The 17,685-nt window shown below is 42.6% G+C and carries 18 protein-coding genes; 4 read left to right on the top strand and 14 right to left on the bottom strand.

The annotated features are described in order from the left end of the window. Positions 1–171 precede the first annotated feature (171 nt). Both cysQ and nudE read right to left on the bottom strand, forming a co-directional pair. The gene (gene cysQ / locus AAEY94_RS17640; RefSeq protein WP_101087400.1) at positions 172–981 is read right to left on the bottom strand and encodes a 3'(2'),5'-bisphosphate nucleotidase CysQ; all 810 of its coding nucleotides are present in this window, start codon (positions 979–981) and stop codon (positions 172–174) included. 116 nt (positions 982–1,097) lie between these two features. Further along, on the bottom strand, positions 1,098–1,685 hold the full coding sequence (gene nudE / locus AAEY94_RS17635) for an ADP compounds hydrolase NudE (RefSeq protein WP_335692590.1): 588 nt from the start codon (positions 1,683–1,685) through the stop codon (positions 1,098–1,100). A 77-nt stretch (positions 1,686–1,762) separates the two neighbouring features. On the opposite strand from nudE, the gene yrfG reads away from it, so the two are divergent. Beyond that, positions 1,763–2,428 (top strand): GMP/IMP nucleotidase, encoded by a 666-nt coding sequence (gene yrfG / locus AAEY94_RS17630; protein ID WP_335692592.1) that lies wholly within the window; start codon positions 1,763–1,765, stop codon positions 2,426–2,428. A gap of 168 nt (positions 2,429–2,596) precedes the next feature. Here the strand turns inward: yrfG and AAEY94_RS17625 are convergent, their stop codons facing one another. From AAEY94_RS17625 to gspC, 12 genes are all read right to left on the bottom strand, one after another. Next, on the bottom strand, positions 2,597–3,358 hold the full coding sequence (locus AAEY94_RS17625; RefSeq protein WP_162022016.1) for a type II secretion system protein N: 762 nt from the start codon (positions 3,356–3,358) through the stop codon (positions 2,597–2,599). 9 nt (positions 3,359–3,367) lie between these two features. Further along, a complete protein-coding gene (locus AAEY94_RS17620) occupies positions 3,368–3,844 on the bottom strand; it encodes a type II secretion system protein M (protein ID WP_350979392.1) in 477 nt (158 codons plus the stop codon). Position 3,845: 1 nt separating this feature from the next. After that, positions 3,846–5,051 carry a type II secretion system protein GspL gene (gene gspL / locus AAEY94_RS17615; RefSeq protein WP_192116490.1) on the bottom strand — a complete coding sequence of 402 codons (1,206 nt, stop codon included), beginning with the start codon at positions 5,049–5,051 and terminating at the stop codon, positions 3,846–3,848. 51 nt (positions 5,052–5,102) lie between these two features. After that, the gene (gene gspK / locus AAEY94_RS17610) at positions 5,103–6,089 is read right to left on the bottom strand and encodes a type II secretion system minor pseudopilin GspK (protein WP_162022014.1); all 987 of its coding nucleotides are present in this window, start codon (positions 6,087–6,089) and stop codon (positions 5,103–5,105) included. Next, a complete protein-coding gene (gspJ, locus tag AAEY94_RS17605) occupies positions 6,089–6,793 on the bottom strand; it encodes a type II secretion system minor pseudopilin GspJ (protein WP_350979390.1) in 705 nt (234 codons plus the stop codon). The genes gspK and gspJ overlap by 1 nt, the downstream gene beginning before the upstream one ends. Then, the gene (gene gspI / locus AAEY94_RS17600) at positions 6,774–7,184 is read right to left on the bottom strand and encodes a type II secretion system minor pseudopilin GspI (RefSeq protein WP_277949094.1); all 411 of its coding nucleotides are present in this window, start codon (positions 7,182–7,184) and stop codon (positions 6,774–6,776) included. The genes gspJ and gspI overlap by 20 nt, the downstream gene beginning before the upstream one ends. Positions 7,185–7,248: 64 nt before the next feature. Then, entirely contained in the window at positions 7,249–7,821 is a 573-nt protein-coding gene (gspH, locus tag AAEY94_RS17595; protein WP_101087408.1) for a type II secretion system minor pseudopilin GspH, read from the bottom strand. A gap of 1 nt (position 7,822) precedes the next feature. Further along, on the bottom strand, positions 7,823–8,257 hold the full coding sequence (gspG, locus tag AAEY94_RS17590) for a type II secretion system major pseudopilin GspG (protein ID WP_059745209.1): 435 nt from the start codon (positions 8,255–8,257) through the stop codon (positions 7,823–7,825). A gap of 96 nt (positions 8,258–8,353) precedes the next feature. Continuing rightward, a complete protein-coding gene (gene gspF, locus AAEY94_RS17585; RefSeq protein ID WP_101087409.1) occupies positions 8,354–9,586 on the bottom strand; it encodes a type II secretion system inner membrane protein GspF in 1,233 nt (410 codons plus the stop codon). A 3-nt stretch (positions 9,587–9,589) separates the two neighbouring features. Further along, positions 9,590–11,134: a type II secretion system ATPase GspE gene (gspE, locus tag AAEY94_RS17580; protein WP_409085815.1), complete on the bottom strand. Its 1,545-nt coding sequence runs from the start codon at positions 11,132–11,134 to the stop codon at positions 9,590–9,592. Between the two features lie 7 nt (positions 11,135–11,141). Beyond that, positions 11,142–13,274: a type II secretion system secretin GspD gene (gspD, locus tag AAEY94_RS17575; protein ID WP_101087411.1), complete on the bottom strand. Its 2,133-nt coding sequence runs from the start codon at positions 13,272–13,274 to the stop codon at positions 11,142–11,144. A 24-nt stretch (positions 13,275–13,298) separates the two neighbouring features. Beyond that, the gene (gspC, locus tag AAEY94_RS17570) at positions 13,299–14,213 is read right to left on the bottom strand and encodes a type II secretion system protein GspC (protein WP_350979385.1); all 915 of its coding nucleotides are present in this window, start codon (positions 14,211–14,213) and stop codon (positions 13,299–13,301) included. Positions 14,214–14,477: 264 nt separating this feature from the next. Between gspC and hslR the strand changes: the two genes are divergently transcribed. The 3 genes from hslR (at position 14,478) to AAEY94_RS17555 (ending at position 17,572) form a co-directional block, all read left to right on the top strand. Further along, the gene (gene hslR / locus AAEY94_RS17565) at positions 14,478–14,876 is read left to right on the top strand and encodes a ribosome-associated heat shock protein Hsp15 (protein WP_162022011.1); all 399 of its coding nucleotides are present in this window, start codon (positions 14,478–14,480) and stop codon (positions 14,874–14,876) included. A 25-nt stretch (positions 14,877–14,901) separates the two neighbouring features. Next, a complete protein-coding gene (gene hslO, locus AAEY94_RS17560) occupies positions 14,902–15,762 on the top strand; it encodes an Hsp33 family molecular chaperone HslO (protein WP_162022010.1) in 861 nt (286 codons plus the stop codon). A 253-nt stretch (positions 15,763–16,015) separates the two neighbouring features. After that, positions 16,016–17,572 carry a phosphoenolpyruvate carboxykinase gene (locus tag AAEY94_RS17555; protein WP_350979382.1) on the top strand — a complete coding sequence of 519 codons (1,557 nt, stop codon included), beginning with the start codon at positions 16,016–16,018 and terminating at the stop codon, positions 17,570–17,572. The last annotated feature ends 113 nt before the right edge of the window (positions 17,573–17,685 follow it).

Raw genomic sequence — 17,685 nt, 5'->3', positions numbered from 1 at the left:
CTGCCATCGTTATTTAACCACGATGCACGATATAGTGTTGATGGTTTCTAGTGGCGACTGTTGCCATATCGTTACTCATGTCGTTGCCATCATATGATTAATAAATTAATCTCTGTTCGAAAAAGCAACACATCCAAAATATTAGTTTATGTCCATTAAAATATAAACAAATTAATTAGTTAACAATATATCCCACGGGAGGTTAGCACTACCTACCACAATAAAATTTGGGTTTTCGAGTGTTTCACGCTCATTGTAGGTCATAGGCTGTAAATTAATATCAATCAGTGCACCACCTGCTTCTTCAATAATAATCTGCGCAGCACCAGTATCCCATTCACCAGTGGGTCCTAAACGGACATAGCAATCAGCACGTCCCTCGGCCACCAAACAACTTTTTAATGCTGCACCACCCATCACCACTAACTCACAATGATTGGGTTTATTGAGTAACTTTAAAACCGATTGCGGATCTTGACGACGACTGACGGCTAAACGTAAATGCTCTGGTTCATCACCGGTTAATTGTTTACTGGTGATACGTATCTCGTTCTTACCATCACGCTTATAAGCACCTAGCCCGGCTATTGCGTAATAACACACCTTAGTCATCGGCACATAAACCACTCCCATGATAGGACGGTTATGCTCAACTAAGGCAATGATCACTGAAAAATCACCACTACCCGCAATAAACTCACCCGTGCCATCTAATGGATCGACTAGCCAATAGCGTTTCCATGTTTCACGCACACTTAGTGGAATATCTGCAGCTTCCTCACTTAAAATAGGAATGTCGGGCGTGAGTTCCGCTAACTGACGGCAAATAATATCGTGCGCGGCTAAATCGGCAGACGTGACAGGAGTATTATCGGACTTAATTTCGCGTTTGAAGTTACCTTTAAGGTAAATATCACGAATTTTTTGCCCAGCTTCCGTTGCGATGTCTATAACTTGCTCAATTACATCTTCTGGCTTCATTATTACTCCAATTGCTGGATTCGATAAGGATGACCTCACAAGGACATCAATAAATAAGGCTATTGCCTATTCGATGTTGCTGTTCAATGACTAACTCAATACTACTTGTGAATAACCTATTTTACGGCGTTGACTGCACTTGCAAGATTATCTGTTGGTGTATTGAGATATTGCTGAGTTAAAAAAAGCGCACTAACACTACGAGATTCTGAAAAATCAACATTCTCGAGTAATAACTGCCAATCAGATAATGGCCAAGGGATCACGTCTATTGGCTCAGGCTCATCCCCTTCTAAACGGCTAGGGTACAGTTTTTCAGCAACAAAAATATGCATTTTGCTGGAAAAGTAGCCTGGCGCAAGCGATAGCTCTTTTAGATAGGTCAATTGATAACTGCCAAAACCAATTTCTTCTTGGAGCTCTCGATTGGCGGCTTCAACTGCCGTTTCGCCTGGATCTATCAACCCTTTCGGAAAACCGAGTTCATAATTATCAGTGCCAGCGGCGTATTCACTCGCTAATAATAAATTACCTTGATGAATAGGCACGATCATCACCGCCCCTCTGCTACCGCCCTTCATTCTTTCATATTGACGCTCTACGCCATTAGAAAACTTAAGGTGTACCTGCTCGATTTGAAACAGTCTGCTTTTGGCAACAATTTCGGTATGCAGGATTTCCGGCTTTTTATGCCGCTGTGTCATTGAAGCCTCGTGTGACGAATTAATATATACAGGGTACAATCTTACTATTATGGGTATATTCTACAACCGGAATTTACATGTTTCCTTGGTATAAAATAGATACAGTGCTGCTCGACATGGATGGTACCTTGCTTGATCTGCATTTTGATAACCACTTTTGGTTACATTTAGTGCCACAACAATTAAGCATGCAGCGTCAAATAAGTTTGGATGAAGCCAATACACTCGTTAAACAAGCTTACTATGATGTCGTTGGCACCTTAGATTGGTATTGTCTTGATTACTGGCAACGCTATTTACAACTCGATATTTTGGCATTACACCATGCATCGGCTGATAGAATTAAACTTCGCCAAGACAGCATGCCTTTTTTACAGGCATTAGCAGGGGCAAGTAAACAACGCATTTTGTTTACTAATGCTCACCCACAAAGCTTAGCGCTTAAGTTAACTCATACCAATTTAGGCCATGGTTTAGATGAAATGTTATCGAGCCATGAAAGCGGTTATCCCAAAGAACATCCGCAATTTTGGCAGTATGCACTGACTAAGTTCAACTTAGATCCGTCACGGTGTTTATTTATTGATGACAGCGAAGTGATATTAGCGGCATCGAAAAAGGCTGGCATAGGTTATCAACTCGGGATTAAAAACCCCGATAGCCAAAAGCCTCATATTGAATTTACCGACTTCCCAGCGATTACAGATTACCAACCGCTATCATTGGCACTTCAATCGGTATAAGCAATATCACTATATAAACGATTCAAGTAGTGATTGATCGTTAAATAGCGGCTGATGTCTGAACATAGTTAATAAGGTAGTTGATAAGGTTATTCGATAAATTATTGCCGATATGAAAATGCCTTGATAGTGATATCAAGGCATTAGTTATTCAAATATCAACCGATTTTACAAGCCAGGCACAACGCCTTGATAGTTAATAGGGTAATACCCTTGGCTGTCTTGTCGACCTAAAAAGGATAACGAATCACGTAAATCTTTAGGTTGGGCATCGGTCGGTTTAATTTTAGCACTCACTTTAACCAAGTTTGACTCGCCTAAAATAACGGTTCCCGTTAAGCCTAATACGTTTTGGGTTTCATCAGTGGCAATTTGTAATTGCCCATCAAGGCAACTGAGCCCCAATGAAATGTTACCTAAAGGGTACACGCCATATTGATTTTTAACGTTAGTATTATTTAAAAATAATTTACCGTTTAATTGTTCACACCATGGTTTACCTTGCTCTAGCACTGCAACCATTAAACTCACATCGCCATCAATTTGGGTTTTAAAAGGTAAACGGGCTCCCGCTAGTAAAAAACTATCAGGTAAATCAAGGCGAATATTTTTCGCACTCAGCCCAGATAACGACCAACTCACACTACCTTTACCACTAACTGCCGTCGCTCGATTACCGATATTAAAATCGATATCGGCTTTACCAAGCAGTAATCCCCATGGACTTAACTGCCAACTAACGTGTTCTATTTGGCGTTGATCAATGGTAATTAACGCCGCCTTTCCTTGCCAAAGCGTACCTTCGGCACCTGTGATAACCACATTATTAGGTAACGGAGCAATACTGACTAACCAGTTCGCTGGTAAATACACCAATAAAAACGCGAGGTAAATAATGACGCCAATGACTATTTTTGAAAATAAGCTCACAAAAAATCCTTACTGAGAAAGCTGAATACGTCTTACTTTTACAAAGCCAGCAACGTCTGATTCGGTTAGATCTACGCTGTCTAACGTTAAGCCCTTTTGCTCTACTAAGTCATGCAAGTAACCTAGTAACGCATCAAATGGCACGTCATCCATCCATAGCTGAATTTTATCGCCTTGCGGCTGCATGCGAGTGATCTCTAACTTATATTGTCCAGCTGTTTGATTTACCAAAGAACTTAAACTGCCACGAACTTTAGCTTGCGCACCCGCTTGTTTCAGACCCGCTATTTTATTGGCGGTTTGTTTAACATAATTTAACGTTTGCTGCGCTGCGCTGTTATCACGTTGGGCAGTTTCTTGAGCATTCGATATCGGTGTCCAAATGCCCCAATAAATGATGCCTATCGCCAAGATTGCAGCACAAAAACCAACAAGTTGTTGTTCTCTAATGGCTAAACCTTGCCACCAACTACGCATGTTTTCCATGTTATTTATTCCTTAACGTCAGCGTACTGGTAACGCTTTCTTCGCTACTGTTCATGGCACCACCTTCGAGAAGGTAGTCTTTGCTAACAAGCTCTTTAAATGTATCTATTTGGCCGTACGTTTTTGCTGTCACTTGCATTCGTAGCTCATTACGATTGGCTTCGTAACGCAAAGTGTTCGGTTTAAGTTCTGGCACCTTACTAAACGCTGGCTTTAAACCATCTAGCATTTCAAAAAATACTGCACCGCCACCTTGGCCTTGCATGCTGCGTAATTCACTGCCCATTTGTGAGCGCATATTAACAATACGGTTTACACCCGGTACAGCTTGTTTAAAAATCATTTCGCTTTGAGCTTGCAGCTCTGCGGTCTGGTTATTCAGTTGATGAATGGCGATGCCTTTATTCGCTAAGGCTAAAACAATCGCAATCATCACTACAATCGCCGTGTTTTTCCAGGTGAGTAACTGTTTACTGTATTCATGCTTAGGTTTATAAATGCCACTTAGCAAATTGATTGGGGCGTTCAAAATGCCTTTTGCTAATACCATCATCGGTAAATCGAGTGGCTTGTTATTAATTTCCACGCCTTCAAATACAATATCGTCACTGTAGCTTGCAACACTAATTGACTCATTATCATTAGGTTTTGCAGCTGTTAATAGGTGTGGAAGTGCAAATGCAGACCATGCTTTAGGCACGCTAACGCCGCCACCTTCAGACGTTCGGATTAAATACTCACTACCAACACTCATTGCCGCCCAGCGACATTGCTCTAACGGCAACGCTAAACAATCTGGCACGATACGTTTTACTTTTAAGCCTGCATGATGGAGCCATTCAAGCCATATTTGCATTTGCTCATGCGCCACCGCAGCCACATTAAGCTGCTCACCTTCACGAGGCCCAACAACAAAATGCATATTGTCTACATTCGTCGCTAATGATTCCTCTAACATGTATGGCAACGCCTTTAATGCTTGGCGTTGACCTTTTTCGGGCAACATAATTTGTGTCAATGTCATGTTGGCCGCAGGCACAAGTACATCAACAGGACGATTACCCGCACGCTCAGCTAAAGTGCTGAGACTGGCGGCATCAGATAATTCACCAGAAGCGATGATCTCTTGCTCTTGTTCTGACCATACTAGCCACGAACATGGGTGTTCTGATGATTTTCCTAACCGGATAAATAGCCGTTCAGACACTGTTTATTCTCCACCGATCTCAATACGCATTGTTACGCAATGAATTTGTTATTATTGTTGGCCACCATACTGACGGGTGAGCACATCTAAATCTTTACCATTACGCTTCAGGACACTATCCATTCGAAATATTGCAGTATCGACTTTGGCACCAGCCTTCAATAAAAAGTACTGACTATCAACCACAAAACTCGACTTTACATTTGCTTCAATCTTTATACCACTGAGTGATGAACCTTCCCAAAACTCTTCAATTTTTTCATATCCATCCGCTGGACGATTGTTAATAACATTTTCAGCTTCGCCGACTGATATTTTATTTTCTAACATTGCTGTCAGTAAAGCTGCTTGCTCAACCTTAATGGTATTTACATTTAATAGCTGACTGTCTTCACCAGGTATTGCACATACATAAGGTAAAAGATTCAGGTAAACATCTTGGTTGAACCCTAACACTGCACGTAACTCACTGCGATGCTGCATCAAGGTATTGGCCGCACGATATGGCACATTACGCGATTCATATTCGGCATCTTCAGCACCATATGGGCCCGATAACGTATCTTCGTCGATATAATCTTTAAGGGTTGACGTTAATTGCTCGGCGCCAAAATCATCAACGCCTAAACTGATCAACAGCGATTGAAACTGTATAGCTGCTACGGTCATTTTGGGCTGACCATTTTCAATTTCATTCGATGCTTGACCGACGGCATTAACATTAAAGCATGATCGCATATCTTGTATTTCACCGACAATTTCACCGTATTCAGCTGGAAAAGCCACATTGGCCAAGGCCCAATACTGTTGTAAATGTACGGTTCCTTCTGAATCTTCAAAATCTTGCTTGAGCACTTTCATCGCCAGCTCTTCAGCAGAAAGGGCATACCAATAAGCCTGGTCGTATTGGGCTAAATTAAGCGTTCGACGCATTGAAAGCTGATTGCGACTACTAATGTTGGTGGCAATAATCACCACCATAGCAACAATTAGCATCACGACTATTAATGCAACCCCGCGTTGCTTTTGGCCGCCCATTATGAGGATTTCCCATCATCGGTTTCATTTTCATCTTTACTATTTGAACCGTTACGGTTGTTGCCACTGTCTTTGTCAGACTTAGTTGCTGATGCACCTTTAGGCAGTAAAAAACGACGCTGAATTTTACCCAAACCTTCTAATTCTATTTCCATCGCAATCCCTTTTGGCATCACGGTTCCATCAACTTGCTTCTGCCATTTATCATCCATATAAAACGAATACTCAATTGACAGCACATGGTCAATAACCATGCTTTTTAATGGCTCAGCACCTGATACAGGTTCAGGATAAGGATAATACCAACGCTCAAGACGGCCATTTTGAACCACATAGGCAACCGATTGCAGGCTGCCTCTAGGTAACATGCCATCGGGGTTTAACCAGCCCAAACGGTAAAATACCAGTGCTTCGGTTTCAGAGTCGAGGATATTATCGCCAGCCTGAAAAAAACGGCTGCCACGATCACCTTCAAATAATCTAGGGCTACGCGCTACCATTTGGCCCAAATCACGTTCTAACGCACCAAAACCTTGCTGTAATAACTTAAGCCGAGTAGCAAACTCTTTGGTCACTTCATCATTTTTCATTACCGTCGACAATACTGAGTTTGCCGCGATACCCAACATGGCAAAAATCGCAATCGCGATAAGCATTTCGAGTAAGGTAAAGCCGCTGAAATACCTAGGCTTTGTTATGGACATAACTGCTTACCTGAGCCACTACGCGTTTAAATTTGTCGTCGTCACTGACGCTAATACGGATCATTCTAAATTTATCATCGGTGGTTTTAATCACTTCTTGGCGCCAATACCATTCACGGCCAGCAAGTTCTGACTGACCCGTTTTTTGGCCTATATCAGGAAAGGTACCAGGTAATCGCACGTCGACCATTTGGTTACTGGCCACCCATTGGGCTAACGTTCGTTCTTCTAAAATGGGCATGTTCGCCATTTGTTCACCCAAACTTTTAGTAACCGATACCGCTGCAATGGAAAACACCGCTAAAGCAACGATAACTTCAAGTAAGGTCATACCACGATTCTTACCGCGTAAGCTTTTAACGCCAGAGTGACTAACAAATGAGCGACTAATACCTAAGTTGTTAATACCTGAGCGGTTAACTTTCCCGTATTGAGGGCGTCGATGTGATGTGAGTTTATTCATCTACACGCCCTAATGTTAAACGGCCTAACGCGTCACCCACAACCAGCACATTGACTGGCTGACGGTCGTCATTAATCGTATTAAAACCCAACTCAAAGGGAGTCATTTCTCCGCTGGGAAACAATAAAATTTGCGGTTCAGGATGTTTCTTTTTTTCTTCTTCGCTCTCTTCGTCGATAAAAGGTTCATCAAACCAAGATTCATTTTGCTCGTCTTCTTGAACTAATGGCATGCCATCGATCACAATATCTAAAGTAATACCTGCATCCATTTTTTTGGCCGATAATAGCCGGTCTTGATCAACTGGCATCCATTTGCCTTCTTTATAAAACACAAACTGATATTGATCTTCGTCAATCACAATGCCAATAAACTGACCGCTTAAGACGCTTTCATCAAGCACCATCTCAGTGGCAGTCATAAAACGTTGCGCCTGTTTTTTGAGCATTTGTTCCGGCCCAGCAACACTAATAGACATGGTTACCGCAGAGGCAACCAAACCCATTAGCAATGCCACAATTAACACCTCTAATAAAGTGAAACCGGCTTGACGATGATGAATCATCTTATTGGAAATCTTGTAAATTCCAGCTTCCGATATCGTCTTCAGAACCTGGTTGTCCATCTGGTCCTGCACTGAAGATGTCAATTTTGCCATTTTCACCAGGGCTTAATAGTAAATAGTCACTGCGCCATGGATCTTGTGGTAAACGCTTAACATACCCACCTTCACGGAAATTACGCGGCTCTGGTGACGAGTTAGGCTTTTGCACCAACGCATCAAGACCTTGTTCTGTGGTTGGATAAATACTGTTATCTAACTTATACATATCCAATGCATTTTCTAACGCCACAATATCTGATACCGCTTTTTGTTGATCGGCTTTGTCCTTGTTACCCATCAAATTGGGCACAACCATTGACGCTAAAATACCTAAAATAACAATCACCACCATTACTTCGAGTAAGGTGAAACCACGTTGTTTATTATTATGTTGCATTAATTACTTCCTCTAAAAATTGTCTATATATTCATGCGTAAAATCAGCTATAAATCTTGGTTTACGCTTACCCTACAAAAATCCATAACTTCAAACCTAACCGCTGATCAAGTTATTTAACTCTAAAATAGGCTGTAAAATGGCCATTACAATAAATAATACAACCGATGCCATACTCACGACTAGCATTGGTTCAAATACTCCTAATGCAATATTTACGTTCGACTCAAACTCTCGGTCTTGGTTGTCTGCTGCGCGTTCTAGCATGTTTTCTAGCTGGCCACTTTTTTCACCCGATGCAATCATATACAACATCATTGCCGGGAATAGCTTAGTATTAGTCAACGCCGTGCCTAAACTAGTTCCCTCACGGACTCGCGCCGTAGCCTCATCAACAGCAGCACGCACCTTAACATTTTGCAAAACTTCGCTGGCAATACGCATCCCATCAAGTAATGGTACCGAGCTGGCTGACAAAATACTTAATGTTCGCGCAAATCGGGCGGTATTCAGCCCTTTACTTACTTTGCCAATAACGGGCATTTTCAAAAGGGCTGTGTCATATTTCATCCGCATAATCGGATTAGTCAGCAGTCGCTGAAACATCACCATAGCAGCAAAGATAAGCAGTACGACCACAACCCCCCAATGTTGTACAAAATCAGAGGCGAGAATCAAGAACTGAGTTGTACCGGGTAATTCTTGGCCCATGTGTTCAAACTGCCCAACAACCTTTGGCACCACAGCTGCCAATAACACCGCAATAACACCAATAGCGACCACGGTTAATACAATAGGGTAAATCATTGCTTGAGTAAGCTTGGATTTGAGTTGCTGACGACGCTCGGTATAATCGGCAAGTCGATTAAGTACCACTTCTAAATGGCCTGATTTCTCACCCGAGGCTACCATTGCGCGGTATAAGTCATCAAACACATGCGGAAATTCGGCCATTGAGTCAGCTAAGCTGTAACCTTCAACCACCCGAGAACGCACCGCCATAATCATGCTACCTAAGCGATCTTTCTCAGACTGTTGCCCCACCGCTTTTAACGCTTCTTCAATGGGTAAGCCTGCGGCCACTAATGTCGCTATTTGGCGCGTGATCAATGCCAATTCGGCAACAGAAATACGCTTTTTAAATAGGGAGGCTAAATTAAAACCGCCACGCTGTGAACGGGCTTCTTTCTCACTGACAGGCTGAAGTTCTAGCGGCATAAGGCGCTGCTCACGCAGCTGGCTTCTTGCATGACGCGCAGTATCAGCTTCTATCACACCTTTTTGTTGCTTGCCTTTACTATCAAGGGCTTTGTATTCAAACGCCGCCATTGATTACTCCTCGCGCGTAACGCGCAATACTTCTTCTAGCGTTGTCACACCTGTGAGTACTTTACTCATGCCGTCATGACGAATACTTGGAATCGATTTACGTACATATTTTTCAATGGCTAATTCGCCCCTGCCTCCATGAATTAACTCACGGACATTGTCATCAACGGTAAGTAACTCATGAATACCTGTTCGACCACGATAACCATTTTGACCACAGGCCTTACAACCTTTAGCGCGATAAATAATACGTGTGTCGTTTGCGGTAATACCCAGCAACTCGCGTTCACGCTCATCAGGCTCATGTGCTTCTTTACACTGTGGGCATAATGTCCGAATTAAGCGTTGTGCAAGCACGCCAAGCAAACTTGATGACACTAAAAAGGGTTCTACGCCCATGTCTTGCAAGCGGGTTATTGCCCCTGATGCGGTATTGGTATGTAAGGTTGAAATCACTAAGTGACCGGTTAATGATGCTTGCACTGCAATTTGCGCCGTTTCCAAATCACGAATTTCACCAATCATCACCACATCTGGATCTTGACGTAAAATTGCGCGTAATCCACGCGCAAAAGTCATGTCGACCTTAGTGTTTACCTGAGTTTGACCAACGCCTTCTAACTCATATTCAATAGGATCTTCAACGGTTAAAATATTGGTATCTTTAGAATTGATTTCCGTTAACCCGGCATACAAGGTAGTACTTTTACCAGAACCTGTCGGCCCTGTTACAAGAATAATGCCGTGTGGCTTACGAATTAATTCATCGAATTTTTCACGAATGCCAGGTGTCATACCCAGTTGTTGTAAGTCTAAGTTGCCGGTATTTTTATCTAATAAACGCATTACCACACGCTCACCATGACTTGATGGCATAGTTGATACCCGCACATCGACAGCACGACCCGCAATACGTAACGAAATACGCCCATCTTGTGGTAGGCGTTTTTCGGCGATGTCCAAACGTGCCATCACTTTAATACGCGACACCAATAAAGACGATAATTTACGATTTGGCTTTAATACTTCTTTCAACACGCCATCAATACGGAAACGAACAATTAATTGTTTCTCGTAGGTTTCGACGTGAATATCTGAGGCTTCTTCTTTAATCGCTTCCGATAACAGCGCATTAATTAACTTAATAATCGGCGCGTCATCATCGCCTTCAAGCAAGTCTTCCGTTTGTGGCAGTTCTTCAGCTAGGGTAAACAAGTCCATTTCGTTACCAATATCTTCCATAAGCTGTTGGGCTTCTGAAGAATTAGCTTGATATGCTTGCGTCAGTTTAGCTTCAAACTTTGCCACTTCTAGCTTAATTAACGGTAACTCAACACCCGAGTAGCGTCGTACTTCTAACATGGCACTAAGCGGTGTGTTATCAGTGTAGAAGAGACAAAGCTGCTCGTTTTCTTTCGCTAACACCAATTGAAAGCGGTGCGAGAAGGCAAACGGCAAGCGCTCTTTACTCGTCGAATGAAAAACCTCATCACCTTCAACAACTTCCATGGCAACTTCACTAGATACTTGGGCTAATGGTTCTGTCATCACGCTATCAGTCATTGTTTTGAGCCTTGTCCTTTTGCATGTTTTCATCGATAGTGCGCAAGGCTGGATCTGAATCACGTATATCGGTGCTCAGCCCTTTGCCGCTTTTATAGCGATCAAGCATGTCATTCACGTCATCTGGCAAGTAAGCCTCTTGATCCCATTCTTCAAGAACCGGGACTTGAGTATTTGGCATTAAATTAATACCACGAGCTTGTTGTTCCAGCTGTAATGCTCTGAAATAATTATATTTACGACCGGCAATCCCTTCCATTGTCATACCGTCACGAATAATGGTGGGCTTAATGAAAATCATTAAATTCTTTTTCGTTTTCTTACTAGAAGAAGACTTGAATAAATGACCTATAAAAGGAATATCGCCAAGAATTGGGACTTTTTGAATACTTTCTTGTACTTCTTCGTTAATTAATCCACCCAGCACTACAATTTGGCCAGAATCTGCCATAACCGTGGTCGTTAAACGACGAGTAGAGAAACTGATGTCGACACCAGTGTTACCATTAACACCCGACACTTCTTGTTCGATAGTTAATTTAACTGACGAACCTTCGTTAATTTGCGGTACCACTTTTAGCTTAACTCCGACTTCCTTACGTTCTACCGTTTGGAATGGATTATCATTGTTAGAGCTTGAAGTTGAACCGGTAATAATCGGCACTTCATCACCAACAATAAACGACGCTTCTTGGTTATCTAGTGTGGTAATAGACGGTGTTGCGAGTACGTTTGAATTTGTATCACTCGACACAGCTTGGATTAACGCCGCAAAGTTACCTGTGGTCACGCCCCACGCCATACCATTCACTTTACCTAATGCTTGCGCGATTAAAGTGTAATCCCCATCAGAGGTTGGATTGGTAGTGGTAGTAGAGCCGCCATCTGAATTGCCTACTGTTACTGTAGTGCCATCAGTTTCGCGTGCAGACCACACACCGGCACCGACTTCACCAATGGTTGGGCCAATGTTGTTAAACTGCGTTAAGCCACCCGCTTCGCTGCCCCATTGCACTCCAAAACCAACATTATCGCCTTCAGCGATTTCAACAATAATGGCTTCAACGAGCACTTGAGCACGGCGAATATCAAGCTGATTAATGACGCTTTCAATGGTACGCAGTTGATCTGGTTCAGCACTAATGACCAGTGAGTTAGTGTCGCTGTGGGCCATAATATTGATATCACTACGACGCTTACTTGAGTTGCCTTGCTGAGTACTGGCACCCTCTTTATTATCTTGTAAGTTTTGTGCAAACCCAGTTAATACTTCAACTAAGTCTTCTGCTTTGGCGTAACGTAAATAACGTACTTTGGTGTTACCCGTACTCGCCTGTTCAGCATCGAGGCGTTTAATGAGTTCGATTACACGTTGACGGCTTTTTTCATCGCCACTGACAATAACCGCATTCATGCGTTCATCAGCCACCACTTTAGGTGCTTGGCCAGGCAGCTGTGATTGGTTAGCACTTGAGCGATATAAGGTATCGACTATGCGAACAATTTCTCCTGCAGAGGCATAATCTAAGGCCACGACTTGTACGTCGGTGTCGCCTTGCTTATCAACTCGGCGGACAATCTCTACCAATTTGTTCACTACCGCTGCACGACCAGAAATCATTAACACGTTTGATTGGTCATAGTTAACAACGTTACCGCCACCAGCATTATCATTTAACTGGCGAAGTAATGGAGCAAGTTGTTTCGCTTCAGAATTGTATAAAGGAACAATTCGGGTGACCATTTCGTCACCAACACCAGGTGCTTTGTCATCGGCGACACGAATAGAAGCCATTTTGGCGTCTTTGTCTTTAATGACTTTAATGACGTGATTTTCCATTTCAACCACTGCATAACCATACACTTGAAGTACGTTAAGGAAGAATTGGTAATATTGATCATCATTGAGTAAATCGTAACTACGGACATTAATTTTGCCACGTACTGTTGGATCTACAATAATGGTTTTATTGAGGTTTTTACCGACAATATTAATAAATTCTTGAATGTCAGTGCCTTTAAAATTGGCGGCATATTGTTCCGACCAAGCACTCGGTGCCGCTATCATTGCAGCGCCCATAAGCATTCCAGCAATAATGTTATGTCGGATCCCTTTATTATTCATTCTACTCAATCCTCTAACGCCAAATTATTCTGGCAAACTAAACATGATTTCGACCAACTGCCCTTCACGCTCAACCATGACAGCCATTTCGGTGAGCTCAGGCAGTTGTGCCATCACTTCTAATGCCTGACCCATATCGGTCAGATCAAATCCATTTATTGATTTTGCTAAATCATTAGCCTGAAAACCCGCTTGCTTAAACAACGCGACATCTTTACCAGGATTTAAACGGTAACCCGCTAATTCATCGCCATTACGTACCGGTGAAATAGCTAAAAAGTCTGTAATTTTACTTGGGTCTGCTAACAACTCATCACGAGAATTAGACAAATCTTCAGAAAAACGTTGATTATCACGACGATCAACTCGGGTTACCTGTTGATCGACCTTGGCTTGTTGTAGCTGTGAGTTTGCTGCACCTTGTGTGGTGTATTGAAGACCATCAAGCATTAAGGTTTCGTAACGACCACCATTACTGATAATAATCCGGTCAGCATAAACCTCTTTTAAAGAAGCAGAAGTCCCTTTGATTTTATCGCCTAAACCATAAGTTTCTTGTTGCCCACTTGATTCAATAACCGCTAAACCTTGAGCTTCCTCGGTGGATGCAACAACTCCCGTCAATTGAATAGACAAGTTTGTTTTAGGCGCATCGGTGATTTGCTCTACGACTTCAGCTTTGGGTTTATTGCTATTGTTGTCTAAGCGACCAAAAAGCAATAGGTTACGTACACCGGCAAGCTCAATACGCTTTGCAGTGCCTGCTGAGATGGGGGATGGTTGCCACACCGCAGATTGCGACGATATTGGCATCAACTTCCATGTGATCTGTGCAGCGAGTAGCAACACGATGACCAGTCCAAGCCAAAATACAATTATACTCAATAGCTTATGTGGTATTTTTGCAGCGTTGGTGATCAGTTTATCTAATAAATCCATATGTTATTGGACCCTCTATACGACTTGGTACAGGTCTCTGTTCTAATTGTTAATAAAATGCGAAAATATATGTGTAGCCGTCATGCTAACCCACACAGGATAAAGCAACAACCCCAGAGCATATCGATTGGCGAATCTCCATCAAATATGCTAACTTTGCGCCCATAAAAAGAGCCATAATATTGCCCTCTATTACGATAATACACACATTGTATGGCAGTTAGGTTACTCAGTCTGTGAAATCATCCCTGTTTTGGAGGTCATGTGACTCAAAATCAGCCCGACAAAAGCTTTATTCGGCTCGACAAATGGTTATGGGCGGCACGTTTTTATAAAACCCGCGCTATCGCAAAAGACATGATCAATGGCGGTAAAGTACATTACAACGGTCAACGGACTAAATCCAGTAAGAATGCTGAAGCGGGTGCAAAAATCCGCCTTCGCCAAGGTAATGATGATAAAGAGATTATTGTCCTTCAATTATCTGGCCATAGACAAAGTGCTAATGTAGCGCAAACCCTATACGAAGAAACACCAGAGAGTATTAGCAAACGGATTATAAACGCTGAAGCCCGACGGCTAAATATTTTGAACAATCCGGCACCAGACCATAAACCGGATAAAAAACAACGACGACAGATTATGCGCTTAAAAGATTACTAGGCGCCCAAAAAGTAAGAGAATGCAAATGAACAACGATATTTTACATCGCTACATTTTTGATAATGCCGATGTGCGAGGCGAGATAGTCCAATTAGAAAGCAGTTACCAAGAAGTGCTTTCTGCACATATCTATCCGGTTGCCTTACAAGCCCTAATCGGCGAGTTAATGGCCGCAACATCATTACTCACGGCAACGATCAAGTTTAGCGGTGACATTAGCGTGCAGTTACAAGGCGATGGCCCGGTTTCTTTAGCGGTAATTAATGGTAACAATAAGCAAGTATTACGCGGTGTAGCACGTTGGAACGGTGATATTGCTGCCAATGCAAGCTTGCAACAAATGTTCGGTAAAGGTTACATGGTCATTACGTTAACGCCTGATGAAGGTGAACGTTATCAAGGTATTGTATCATTAGACCATGTCAATCTAGCAGCTTGCTTAGAAGAGTATTTTAATCAATCAGAGCAGCTACCTACCCAAATACAGTTATTTGCTAACGGCAAACAAGCGGCAGGAATGTTGTTGCAAGTATTACCAGCAAAATCGGGTAATACTGACGACTTTGAACATCTCTCAGCATTGACCTCGACCATTAAAGCAGAAGAGTTATTCACTCTTGATGCTGAACAGGTATTACATCGCTTGTATCATCAAGAAGAAGTACGCTTATTTGATCCTGTTGATGTTACGTTTAAATGTAGCTGTTCTCGTGATCGCAGTGCTGCAGCAATCAAAACGTTACCCCAAACTGAAGTTGAAGAGATTCTAGCTGAGGAAGGGAAAATCGAGATGGATTGTGAGTATTGCACAGCAAAGTACTCTTTTGATGCGATAGATATTGCAGCGTTATATTCTGGTAGTCATAGCAGCCAGTCACAGCAGTAATCAATGTCGTTACCCACAACGTAACCACTTACAGAAAAAGCGCGCAATGCGCTTTTTTTATGCCTTAACCGTCTAAAGAAAACATCAAACGCCAAAAACTTTCAAAAAAATTACCAAACTGTTCGTTACCGCGGCATTAACTTACGTTACAATCCCTACACTAGCTTATAGCCATCGCGCAAAAATAATAACAAGCTAAGTTTGAATACCTAACCCCCAATAGCTTTTCACTGCGAAACACGACCTAAAAGACATGGAGATCAACACTATGGCGGATGTATCTAACCGCGTTCACCTCAACCCTACGACAGCACAGTTAGTAGAAATCGCGCTTCTTCGTGGAGAAGGTCAGCTGACCGCAAATGGTGCCTTAGTGGCCAAGACAGGGGAAAGAACGGGTCGTTCACCTAATGACCGGTTTATCGTCAAAGAGGCAAACACTGAAGCCGATATTGAATGGGGCAAAGTAAACCGTCCGTTTGATGCTGGCAAATTTGATGCGTTATGGGGCCGGGTAGAAGCCTACCTTGCAGACAAAGAACTGTTTACGTCAGAACTCGAAGTTGGCGCTGATGATGAACATTACATTCCTGTACGTGTAACCACTGAGTTCGCGTGGCATCAATTGTTTGCTCGTAATTTATTTATCGCTCCAGAAACCTTTAATCGTGGTAATAAAGACACCTGGCAAATCATCAATGCGCCAGGTTTTGTCTGCGAACCTGAACGTGATGGTACAAACTCTGAAGCCGCTGTTATTCTGAACTTTGCCGAGCGAAAAGTACTGCTTGTAGGGTTGAAATATGCAGGTGAAATGAAGAAGTCGATGTTCTCGGTGCAAAACTTCTTATTACCCGCTAAAGGTGTGTTACCCATGCATTGTTCGGCCAACGTCGGCCACGATAGTGATACCACATTATTCTTCGGCTTATCGGGTACCGGTAAAACCACTCTTTCAGCTGATCCAAAACGTTTCCTGATCGGTGATGATGAGCACGGCTGGGCACCTGGTGGCGTATTTAATATCGAAGGTGGTTGCTATGCAAAATGTATCGACCTTAGCCAAAAAAATGAACCTGTGATTTGGGATGCGATTCGTTTCGGTACCGTACTCGAAAATGTGGTGCTTGATGAACATCGAGTACCTGATTATAAAGATACTAGCCTGACTGAAAACAGCCGTGCCGCTTATCCTTTAGAGCATATCGCTCAACGTAAAGAAGATAACCGTGGTGCAGAACCTCATGCAGTAGTGTTTTTAACCTGCGATGTATCAGGTGTATTACCGCCTGTGTCGATATTAAGCAAAGAACAAGCTGCATATCATTTCTTATCGGGTTACACCGCGAAAGTTGGCTCGACAGAAATGGGCTCAACGTCTGCAATTCAGTCAACTTTCTCGACGTGTTTTGGTGCACCATTCTTCCCACGTCCAGCAGGAGTGTATGCTGAACTACTCATGAAACGTATTGAGTCGTTTGGCAGCCAAGTTTACCTTGTTAACACTGGCTGGACCGGTGGTCCACATGGTGTAGGTAAACGTTTTGATATCCCGACAACTCGCGCCATTGTGGATGCTATTGTCAGTGGTGAGCTAAAAGATGTTGAAACCGTTTATATCGATAAACTGAATTTAAACGTGCCTGTTAGTGTATCGGGTGTTGATACTGCTTTGTTAAACCCAGTCAACACTTGGGCAGATAAAGCTGAGTATGACAAATATGCACAACAACTAGCACAAGAGTTCAGTGATAACTTTGCAAAATATAAAGTGTCTGAAGCCATCAAAAATGCTGGCCCTAACGTGTAAACAAGCTACCCATTATTCGCAACGCTTTATTTAATGCGATGTAATTTAAAAATCCCAACTTCGGTTGGGATTTTTTATCGGCACTGTTCCAGTTCATTTATAAGGGTAAAAGC

This window comes from Shewanella sp. AC34-MNA-CIBAN-0136, from assembly GCF_040309945.1.
In the GTDB taxonomy this organism is placed as follows: domain Bacteria; phylum Pseudomonadota; class Gammaproteobacteria; order Enterobacterales; family Shewanellaceae; genus Shewanella.
This window is presented reverse-complemented; position numbering and strand designations above follow the sequence as displayed.

Bases quoted from the DNA above. Each gene is read 5' to 3' on its own strand.
- cysQ (WP_101087400.1), bottom strand. From the start codon at position 981: ATGAAGCCAGAAGATGTAATTGAGCAAGTTATAGACATCGCAACGGAA.
- nudE (WP_335692590.1), bottom strand. From the start codon at position 1,685: ATGACACAGCGGCATAAAAAGCCGGAAATCCTGCATACCGAAATTGTT.
- yrfG (WP_335692592.1), top strand. From the start codon at position 1,763: ATGTTTCCTTGGTATAAAATAGATACAGTGCTGCTCGACATGGATGGT.
- AAEY94_RS17620 (WP_350979392.1), bottom strand. From the start codon at position 3,844: ATGGAAAACATGCGTAGTTGGTGGCAAGGTTTAGCCATTAGAGAACAA.
- gspK (WP_162022014.1), bottom strand. From the start codon at position 6,089: ATGGGCGGCCAAAAGCAACGCGGGGTTGCATTAATAGTCGTGATGCTA.
- gspJ (WP_350979390.1), bottom strand. From the start codon at position 6,793: ATGTCCATAACAAAGCCTAGGTATTTCAGCGGCTTTACCTTACTCGAA.
- gspH (WP_101087408.1), bottom strand. From the start codon at position 7,821: ATGATTCATCATCGTCAAGCCGGTTTCACTTTATTAGAGGTGTTAATT.
- gspG (WP_059745209.1), bottom strand. From the start codon at position 8,257: ATGCAACATAATAATAAACAACGTGGTTTCACCTTACTCGAAGTAATG.
- gspF (WP_101087409.1), bottom strand. From the start codon at position 9,586: ATGGCGGCGTTTGAATACAAAGCCCTTGATAGTAAAGGCAAGCAACAA.
- gspE (WP_409085815.1), bottom strand. From the start codon at position 11,134: ATGACAGAACCATTAGCCCAAGTATCTAGTGAAGTTGCCATGGAAGTT.
- gspD (WP_101087411.1), bottom strand. From the start codon at position 13,274: ATGAATAATAAAGGGATCCGACATAACATTATTGCTGGAATGCTTATG.
- gspC (WP_350979385.1), bottom strand. From the start codon at position 14,213: ATGGATTTATTAGATAAACTGATCACCAACGCTGCAAAAATACCACAT.
- hslO (WP_162022010.1), top strand. From the start codon at position 14,902: ATGAACAACGATATTTTACATCGCTACATTTTTGATAATGCCGATGTG.
- AAEY94_RS17555 (WP_350979382.1), top strand. From the start codon at position 16,016: ATGGAGATCAACACTATGGCGGATGTATCTAACCGCGTTCACCTCAAC.